Annotated in this window: 3 protein-coding genes; 2 read left to right on the top strand and 1 reads right to left on the bottom strand. The window is 71.2% G+C overall.

Annotation, left to right across the window (positions count from 1 at the left end; translation table 11 throughout):
* Positions 1-3: 3 nt before the first annotated feature.
* Positions 4-888: a biotin--[acetyl-CoA-carboxylase] ligase gene (locus ACQKIP_RS11470; RefSeq protein ID WP_365861580.1), complete on the bottom strand. Its 885-nt coding sequence runs from the start codon at positions 886-888 to the stop codon at positions 4-6.
* A 182-nt stretch (positions 889-1070) separates the two neighbouring features.
* On the opposite strand from ACQKIP_RS11470, the gene ACQKIP_RS11465 reads away from it, so the two are divergent.
* Complete coding sequence (locus ACQKIP_RS11465; RefSeq protein ID WP_365861578.1) at positions 1071-2729, top strand: acyl-CoA carboxylase subunit beta; 1659 nt, start codon at positions 1071-1073, stop codon at positions 2727-2729.
* A gap of 44 nt (positions 2730-2773) precedes the next feature.
* Positions 2774-2980 (top strand): acyl-CoA carboxylase subunit epsilon, encoded by a 207-nt coding sequence (locus ACQKIP_RS11460; RefSeq protein WP_365861576.1) that lies wholly within the window; start codon positions 2774-2776, stop codon positions 2978-2980.
* Positions 2981-3091 lie beyond the last annotated feature (111 nt).

Raw genomic sequence — 3091 nt, 5'->3', positions numbered from 1 at the left:
CCCCTACACCCCCCGCAAATGCACGACATCCCCCGCCCCCACGGGCTCCTGCACCCCGTCCCCCGTGGCCAGCACGAGCCGGCCGTCGCCGTCCAGTGCCACCGCCTCACCCGTGATCGACCGGTCACCCGGCAGTTCCGCGCGGACCTTGCGGCCGAGCGTCGCGCAGCCCGCCGCGTACGCCTCCTGGAGGCGGGAGGCCACCGGATCGCCCGCGGCGGCACGCCAGTCCCCGTACCACTGCTCCAGCGAACGCAGCACGGCCCGCAGCACGGTGTCCCGGTCGGTGGTCGCCGCCCCGGCCAGCGCGAGCGACCCCGCCCCAGGCACCGGCAGCTCATCCGCCCGCAGGGTCACGTTGATCCCGATGCCGACCACCACGCCCCCGCCGTCCGCGGACCCCGCCCGCTCCGCGAGGATTCCCCCCGCCTTCCGCTCCTCGCCCGCCACCGTCACGAGAAGATCGTTCGGCCACTTCAGCGCCGTATCCACCCCCGCGGCCCCCGAAAGCCCCGTGGCGACGGCGACCCCGGCGAGCAGCGGCAGCCACCCCCACCGCTCGACGGGCACCCCGTCCCCCGGCTTCAGGAGCACGGAGAAGAAGAGACCGGAGCGCGGCGGCGCGGACCAGCGGCGGTCGAGGCGCCCGCGCCCCGAGCTCTGTTCCTCGGCGACGAGCACCGCGCCCTCGGGCAGCTCGTCGGCGCGGGCCACCAAATCAGTGTTGGTCGACCCCGTCGCGGGCACCACGTCCAGAGAGGTCCACAGACCTCCCCGCACCAGAGCGCGCCGCAGCGCGGCGGCGTTCAGGGGCGGCCGGTCAAGGTCGGACCAGCGGTTGCCCCCGGGGAGGTCGGCAGGGTCGTCTGAAGCATCTCGCGGCGTCATGCAAGCCACCTTAGGTGTGGTAAACGCCGCACTGCCGAACCGTATGCACGCCGATACCCTACGAGTCAGTAGCAAGCGATCACCAGCAGTCACAGAGCTGCGCGGCCGCAGCCGCGAGCCACCGCAGCACACAGCCGCAAGCCGCCAGTCGCCCCTTTGAGCAGGCAGGGAGCCGCATCCCGATGTCCGAGCCGGAAGAGCCCAACGTGCCCGTGCAGAGCGCCGCAAGCGATACCCCCGCCACCACCGACGCAGGTGACCCGGGCATCGACATCCATACGACTGCGGGCAAGCTCGCTGATCTCCAGCGCCGCATCGAGGAGGCCAAGCACGCCGGTTCGGCCCGCGCGGTCGAGAAGCAGCACGCCAAGGGCAAGCTGACGGCGCGTGAGCGCATCGATCTGCTCCTGGACGAGCACTCGTTCATCGAGTTCGACGAATTCGCCCAGCACCGCTCGCACGATTTCGGTCTGGAGGCCAACCGCCCGTACGGCGACGGCGTCGTGACCGGTTACGGCACCGTCGACGGCCGCCCCGTGGCCGTCTTCTCGCAGGACTTCACCGTCTTCGGCGGCGCCCTGGGCGAGGTCTTCGGCGAGAAGATCGTCAAGGTCATGGACTTCGCCCTGAAGACCGGCTGCCCGGTCATCGGCATCAACGACTCCGGCGGCGCCCGCATCCAGGAGGGCGTCATGGCCCTCGGGATGTACGGGGAGATCTTCCGCAGGAACACCCACGCCTCCGGTGTGATCCCGCAGATCAGCCTGGTCGTCGGCCCGTGCGCGGGCGGCGCGGTCTACTCCCCCGCGATCACCGACTTCACGGTCATGGTCGACCAGACGTCGCACATGTTCATCACCGGGCCCGACGTCATCAAGACGGTCACCGGCGAGGACGTCGGCTTCGAGGAGCTCGGCGGTGCCCGCACCCACAACAGCACCTCCGGTGTCGCCCACCACATGGCGGGCGACGAGAAGGACGCGATCGAGTACGTCAAGTCCCTTCTCTCCTACCTGCCTTCGAACAACCTCAGCGAGCCCCCCGCCTTCCCCGAGGAGGCGGACCTGGAGCTGACGGACGAGGACCGCGAGCTCGACACCCTCATCCCGGACAGCGCCAACCAGCCGTACGACATGCACACGGTGATCGAACACGTCCTGGACGACGCCGAGTTCTTCGAGACGCAGCCGCTGTTCGCGCCGAACATCGTCACCGGCTTCGGCCGCGTCGAGGGCCGCCCGGTCGGCATCGTCGCCAACCAGCCGACACAGTTCGCGGGCTGCCTGAACATCGACGCCTCCGAGAAGGGCGCCCGCTTCGTCCGCACCTGCGACGCGTTCAACGTCCCGGTCATCACCTTCGTGGACGTGCCCGGCTTCCTGCCGGGCGTCGAGCAGGAGCACGACGGCATCATCCGGCGCGGCGCGAAGCTGATCTACGCCTACGCCGAGGCGACCGTCCCGCTCATCACGATCATCACGCGCAAGGCGTTCGGCGGCGCGTACGACGTCATGGGCTCCAAGCACCTGGGCGCCGACCTCAACCTGGCCTGGCCGACCGCGCAGATCGCGGTGATGGGCGCCCAGGGCGCGGTCAACATCCTGCACCGCAAGACGATCGCGGCGGCCGAGGCCACCGGCGACGTCGAGGCGACCAGGGCCCGCCTGATCCAGGAGTACGAGGACCGTCTCCTCAACCCGTACACGGCCGCCGAGCGCGGTTACATCGACGCCGTGATCATGCCGTCGGAGACCCGCGCCCATCTGGTGCGGGGCCTGCGTCAGCTGCGTACGAAGCGGGAATCCCTTCCCCCGAAGAAGCACGGCAACATCCCCCTCTAGACCGTGCGGACCGTGCCTCAGCGAGGAGAGCGAGGAGACCCTTCATGATCAAGGTCGTACGGGGCAACCCCACCCCGGAGGAGCTGGCCGCCGCGCTCGCGGTGGTCCAGGCGCGCGCCGCGGCGGTCGCGGACGAGCCGTCCGGCGCGCCCGCGGTGCTCGACGCCTGGTCCAACCCGGCCCGCGTGGCCCGCGACCGGCTGCCCGCGCCGGGGCCGACGGCGTGGGGGCGTACGTACTGGCCCGGCTGAGCAGCCGGACGATCCGGAATGAGCGGTACGGGCCGGGGGGGCGGTGGAACGGGGCAACGGCGCCCCGCCCCCGCCGGCCGCCGGGAGGGATTGGATGGGGGGTGCGACCCG

The sequence above is a fragment of the Streptomyces sp. NPDC059900 genome, from assembly GCF_050270335.1.
In the GTDB taxonomy this organism is placed as follows: domain Bacteria; phylum Actinomycetota; class Actinomycetes; order Streptomycetales; family Streptomycetaceae; genus Streptomyces.
This window is presented reverse-complemented; position numbering and strand designations above follow the sequence as displayed.